General features: G+C 59.4%; 3 protein-coding genes and 2 pseudogenes. 2 read left to right on the top strand and 3 right to left on the bottom strand.

From position 1 onward, the window contains the following. A pseudogene (locus tag AC0L3A_RS40055) lies at positions 1-300 on the bottom strand (capsular biosynthesis protein); the annotation flags it as partial. Positions 301-755: 455 nt separating this feature from the next. Here AC0L3A_RS40055 and gmd point away from each other — a divergent pair. Both gmd and fcl read left to right on the top strand, forming a co-directional pair. Next, positions 756-1826, top strand: a complete 1071-nt coding sequence (gmd, locus tag AC0L3A_RS40050; RefSeq protein WP_473256506.1) for a GDP-mannose 4,6-dehydratase — start codon at positions 756-758, stop codon at positions 1824-1826. Then, complete coding sequence (gene fcl / locus AC0L3A_RS40045) at positions 1798-2745, top strand: GDP-L-fucose synthase (protein WP_473256505.1); 948 nt, start codon at positions 1798-1800, stop codon at positions 2743-2745. The genes gmd and fcl overlap by 29 nt, the downstream gene beginning before the upstream one ends. 417 nt (positions 2746-3162) lie before the next feature. Here fcl and AC0L3A_RS40040 read toward each other — a convergent pair whose 3' ends face one another. Further along, on the bottom strand, positions 3163-3522 hold the full coding sequence (locus tag AC0L3A_RS40040; RefSeq protein ID WP_473256504.1) for a hypothetical protein: 360 nt from the start codon (positions 3520-3522) through the stop codon (positions 3163-3165). 292 nt (positions 3523-3814) lie between these two features. Continuing rightward, a pseudogene (locus tag AC0L3A_RS40035) lies at positions 3815-4400 on the bottom strand (DUF968 domain-containing protein); the annotation flags it as partial. Between the last annotated feature and the right edge of the window lie 147 nt (positions 4401-4547).

Genomic DNA, 4547 nt, shown 5'->3' with positions numbered 1-4547 from the left:
GATATAGTCGAGCGCCAGGAGCGCAACCGTCAGCACGGTCGCGACGCGGATGATGTTCAGCGCGTCAGGCAGCGAGAAGAAGCGCCATTTGGTCGTGGTCAGGTTGAAGACGAAGAACACAACCACGCTGAAGGCGAGGAAGTAGGGCAGGATCTGCAACAGCAGCGGCAAGCGGTCGTAGAAGCCGTCGTCGCCCTCGAAGCGCAGATAGAAGGCGGCGAACAGCGCCGCCGTGGTCGCCAGCAGGTCGTGAAGCGCGATCAGGAACTTGCGCAAGGTGAGATGCGAAAGATGCGTCATTAGATTGCTCATCACGATAGGCGTCATATCGGTTTTCGGGCTGCTGTATGCGTCCTATGCACTCAGGAGAGCAACGTCTATCTGAATTTGCAAGCTCCATCTACGGTGGCAAAGTGCCGGATGACGCAACGGGTAAGAATACTCGCCTTCCAAGACAACCCAGGCCGATTGATAGATGCTGCTGACTAACACTGGTCTTATGAATCTGGAAAATATTGCCGCTCTTCTCATAGATCCAATCGATCAACCCCGGTTGGTTCTATAGAGCAGACTAGGACACCCAGTACGCAAGAGAAGTGTCCAGGTCAGGCTTTCCTCTTGTTCTCTTCGGTTCCTTAGGTTTCTGGCCGACCGCGGCCTGGACTTGACGAGTCCGCCTTAATGTTCAAATGGTACGCGACAACACTTTATGATTGCTTGCTAAGTGCTCGCCTCAATCGAAGGACAAGGGAAGTATGACGAAGCGAGTGGCTTTAATATCGGGCGTGACCGGCCAGGACGGCGCCTATCTCGCCGAGTACCTGCTGTCGCTCGGCTATGTCGTGCACGGCATTAAGCGGCGCTCGTCCTCGTTCAACACCGCTCGGGTCGATCATCTCTACCAGGACCCTCATGTCGGCGACGTGCCGTTCCTGATGCATTACGGCGACATGACGGACTCCACCAATCTGATTCGCCTGGTGCAGCAGATCCGGCCGACCGAGATCTACAATCTCGCCGCCCAGAGCCACGTCGCCGTCAGCTTCGAGAGCCCGGAATACACCGCAAATGCCGATGGCGTCGGCGTGCTGCGCCTGCTGGAAGCGATCCGCATACTCGGTATGGAAAAGGAGACGCGGTTCTACCAGGCCTCAACCTCCGAGCTCTACGGCCTGGTCCAGGAGATCCCGCAGAAGGAGACAACGCCGTTCTATCCGCGCTCGCCCTACGGCGTGGCAAAGCTCTATGGCTACTGGATCACGGTGAATTACCGCGAAGCTTATGGCATGTTCGCGAGCAACGGCATCCTGTTCAATCATGAGAGCCCGATCCGCGGCGAGACCTTCGTCACCCGCAAGATCACGCGCGGTGTTGCCCGCATCGAGGTTGGGCTCGAGCAGACGCTCTATCTCGGCAATCTCTCGGCCAAGCGCGACTGGGGCCATGCCAAGGACTATGTCGAGGGCATGCATAAGATACTCCGGGCCGATAAGCCCGACGATTTCGTGCTCGCCACCGGCGAGATGCACTCGGTGCGTGAGATGGTCGAGCTTTCGTTCGCGCAAGTCGGCCGCCGCATCGCATGGCTCGGCGAGGGCGTCGACGAGACCGGCGTTGACACCAAGACCGGCAAGACGGTCGTGAAGATCGATCCGAGCTATTTCCGTCCTACCGAGGTCGATCTACTCGTCGGCGATGCCAGCAAGGCGCGCGAGGTGCTCGGTTGGACGCCGAAGCGAAGCTTCACAGAGCTTGTCGCGGAGATGATGGCGAGCGATCTTGCGGACGCAAAGCGGGATGCGGCGAGTGGCAAACGCACTGTTTGAACTGACAGGCAAGAGCGTCTACGTCGCCGGCCATCGCGGCATGGTCGGCAGCGCGCTTGCGCGCCGGCTCGAAAGGGAGGACGTCAAACTCGTCACCGTAGACCGGCGTGAGGTCGATCTGTGCAACCAGGCCGCAGTGTTCGACTGGTTCGCGAGGACGCGGCCGCAGGTGATCTTCCTCGCCGCGGCAAAGGTGGGCGGCATCGCCGCCAACAACACGCTGCGCGCCGAATTCATCTACGACAACATCGCGATCGCGGCCAACGTGATCCAGGCCGCGCATCAGAACGGCGCCGAGAAGCTGATGTTTTTGGGCTCGTCCTGCATCTACCCGAAATTGGCGGCCCAGCCCTTGCGCGAGGACTCCGTGCTCACCGGCCCGCTGGAGCCGACCAACGAGCCTTATGCAATTGCAAAAATCGCCGGGATCAAGATGGCTGAGGCCTATCGCAGCCAGTACGGGTGCGACTTCATCAGCGTGATGCCGACCAATCTTTACGGCCCCGGCGACAATTATCACCCCGAAATGAGCCACGTGGTCGCGGCGCTGATCCGCCGTTTCCACGAGGCCAAGGTGTCGGGCGCGAAGAGTGTCATTGTGTGGGGCACCGGCACGCCGCGGCGCGAGTTCCTTTATGTCGACGACATGGCGGATGCCTGCGTACACCTGATGAAGAGCTATTCGAGTGCCGAGCTGGTCAACATCGGCACCGGCGAGGACATCACCATCGCCGAGTTCGCGCGCTTGGTCGCCGAAATCGTCGGTTACAGCGGCGAGATCGGTTTCGACAGCTCGCGGCCCGATGGCACGCCGCGCAAGCTGCTCGACGTCAGCCGGCTCGAAAAGCTCGGCTGGCGCGCGATGACGACGCTCGAGGATGGAATCCGGCGTGCTTACGACGCCTATTTGTCCAAATAGTCCTCACCGGCTCTTCCTGCGCTAAAGTCCCGTTGAAATCGGGTCAGGTGCTCGTACCTGCAGTCCGCGCGAGCAATACAGGAGCTTTACATTTCCGAATTGATCCACTGAGCGGGCTTTTCAGTCTAACGAGACGGCATCGAGCAGAGACTGGCTATTCTTCTTTCGCAAGCAGCACACACTTTGTAGGTTATCCTCCCTCGCTAATCGTGGCCATCCGAGCCCGCAGACATGCGGGTCATGGTGTCGTTCGACCTCATAAACAAGCTGCTCGATGTCCATAGAGACCTGAATAGCCTCTCGATGCTGCCTGCCTCTGCACACGCCCGGGCTGCCCTGGAAATGTTTTCTGCCTCTTTGCGTTGGGGTGAATTTCGCAGAAGCAGGAATTGATGGCAGGTTCGATGTTGTCCGTCTTCATGATCCGGACGCCTCGCCGGATTGGCTCTGAAGCAGCGAAGTGTAGCCTGCTCTTGACCGGATCCTCGGTTGGCCTGGAATAGAGTTAGGCAGCTCCTGCATTCGGCGGCGGCTATTGATTTCCTTGAGCAATAACAGCCGTCTTATCTGTGCCGCGTTCACTAGCGTCTCGAAAAGCGTGAAGATCTCTCGCGCTTGCACATAGGCTTCGATGCTGATGGTGTGCTGATCAAAGCCATATGATGCGAGACGTGCTTCGATCTCGTCTGCCGCAATGCGATCGAGCCGCCAATCGAGCGCGTTCTGAACGATGTAGCGTTCGGCGTCATTTTTGAAGTCGGGCACGATGCGGGGCACATCTATCATCTATCCGACGAAGCGTCATCTCTATTGCTTTTTGGCGATATGATCCCAACGGCTTGTGCCGCAGAATGCGATATCGCTGCATCTCCCAGGACAGCTCGGCCATCAATGGCAAGCAGCCACTCGATGGCCGATTGGGGGGCTATGTCGCGGAAGATGACGGCCTGGAGCGCGCGATAATGGTCGATGGTTTCTCCGGGCAGAAGTTGGGGAGCAGGACACAAGGCCTGAAATTCGACCGGAATAGCGGATGTGGTTGCAGGCGTGGCGTTGCTGAAGGGGCCATTCATTGGCGTGTGACCTGCGGTCGGACCTGCGATGAAGCATCGAAAGTGGCGACGTTCGAATTTGCGGGATCGTGAACGGGGCTCGCTCCCCATTAACTCGCTCGCGACAGGCAAGGGCGATATCTGCATATCGACCCACCATGCCTTTTCGTTGCCGTGTCGATGGAGGGCTTGGTGGTGAGAGCGGCATAATGGGACGGTGAATTCGTCGCTGACTTTGCGCCCGAGTGTTCGCGGCTGGGCGAACTTGAGGTGGTGGGCATCGGATGGAGCCTGCTTGCAGATCAGGCAGGGCTGTGCCCGCATAAAAGCAAGGTGGGCCTTGCTCCGCTTGCGCGGGGGCTCTTTGGGGAAGGCGAGGCCGCCCCCTCGCTGGTCTGCCGGCCCATCGGAGCTTGAGCCTGGGATAGCGGCTTGGGAGAGCGAAAGTTCTTCCGCCGGTTCCTGTCCGGTGGCGCGCTCGGCCTCGGATGGTGGTAGATCAGCTTCGGTCTCAAGCCGGGCCATCTCCTCGAACCTCACCCGATAGGCCGCCTCAAGCGCCCGGGCGTCGGCCTCCAGGAGGGTGTTCTTCAGGGGAAGGCTGGCTTACGCCCAAGTGAACCGCCCCGGGTTTGCCGGAGGCTATTTGGTTTAAGTTATGCCGCCATGGCCGGTTGTTCCAGCATGGCGTAGTAGCGTTGCTCGGCTTCGGCTGGCGGGATGTTGCCGATGGGCTCCAGGAGCCGTCGG

It is taken from the genome of Bradyrhizobium sp. MI1.3, from assembly GCF_055811695.1.
The sequence above is the reverse complement of the archived record's forward strand: the minus strand, read 5'-3'. Positions and strand labels throughout refer to the sequence as shown.